This window comes from Streptomyces sp. NPDC006265, from assembly GCF_040613555.1.
Lineage (GTDB): Bacteria > Actinomycetota > Actinomycetes > Streptomycetales > Streptomycetaceae > Streptomyces.
Map to the genome: position 1 here is coordinate 1 of NZ_JBEXSH010001534.1, position 1,047 is coordinate 1,047.

Annotated in this window: 2 protein-coding genes; both read right to left on the reverse strand. The window is 74.6% G+C overall.

What is annotated here, in order from left to right; all coding sequences use genetic code 11:
- Window positions 1-66: 66 nt before the first annotated feature.
- The gene (locus tag ABZ281_RS50415; protein WP_356665666.1) at window positions 67-555 is read right to left on the reverse strand and encodes a flavin reductase family protein; all 489 of its coding nucleotides are present in this window, start codon (window positions 553-555) and stop codon (window positions 67-69) included.
- Between the two features lie 9 nt (window positions 556-564).
- Window positions 565-1,047 (reverse strand): peptidoglycan-binding domain-containing protein (locus ABZ281_RS50420; RefSeq protein WP_356665668.1); only part of this gene is annotated, 483 nt, incomplete at its 5' end.

Sequence of the window (1,047 nt, forward strand, 5' to 3'; positions counted from 1 at the left end):
ATCGGTCCCACCGTTCCGCCGCTTTCCGCAGCCCTTGCCCGGCGTTCGACAAAAGAGGGTCGGACGTCAGTCGACCGGGTGGCCCGGGTGGATGGAGACGGCGTCGGACAGGCGCAGCAACGGCCCGCCGTGCGCACCGTGTCCGCCCCACTCGACCGGGTCGAGGACGAAACCGATGTGGTCGCCGCCGCCCGCGCGCGTCACGATACGGCCGACGAACCAGGCCGGCGCGTCCTCCAGGACGAGGGCCCCACCGTGCGCCTCCCGTAGCCGGACGTCCTGGAACTTGTCGGTCCAGTCGCCGGACTGCCCGCCGAACAGCTCGGCGAGGGCGTGCTGTTCGCGGCCGAGCAGGTGAACGGCGAGGACGTCCGCGTTCCGGGCCACCCGGAAGGTGTGGTTGAGCTCGGACAGCCACACCACGAACCGCACGGGCCGCAGCGAGCACTGCGAGGCGAACCCGACCAGACAGCCCGCCCGTTCACCCCCCGCGGTGGCCGTGACCACGTACATCTCGGGGTTCAGCCGGTCCACGAACTCGTCCATGCCGGCCATGGTCACACATCAGCTCGTGCGGGACTCCAGGGCGGCCCGGGTGTCGTCGCCGTAGACGCCGGTCTCGTCGCCGCGGATGCCGTACCAGAGCTGGAAGCGGGCGACCGCGGCCGTGAGGGTGGGGTCGTAGCTGCCGCTGGTGGAGCCGTCCCGGTAGACGTCCGGGATGTCCAGGAGACGTTGCTGGAGTTCGGTCACCTCGGGGCCGGTGGCTCCCTCACGCAACGTGCCGGCGCCGTCGGGGTCCGCGGGTGCGGGGGCGGCCGGGCCGGGCGGGGCGGGTGTGGGGTCGGGGGTGGAGGGGGCCGACCGGGGCGGGCCGGGCGCGGGCGCGGCACTGTCGTCCTCGGGCTCGCCGCGCAGCACGAGCGCACCACCGAAGCCGATCACCGCGGCTGCCAGAACGGCCACCGCGACGGCGGCGCGGCGCAGCCCGGCTCCCGGAGGCACGGCGCGGGTGGGCCGGCGGAGCTCGGGGGCGACGGGCGGGAG

Bases quoted from the DNA above. Each gene is read 5' to 3' on its own strand.
- ABZ281_RS50415 (WP_356665666.1), bottom strand. From the start codon at position 555: ATGGCCGGCATGGACGAGTTCGTGGACCGGCTGAACCCCGAGATGTAC.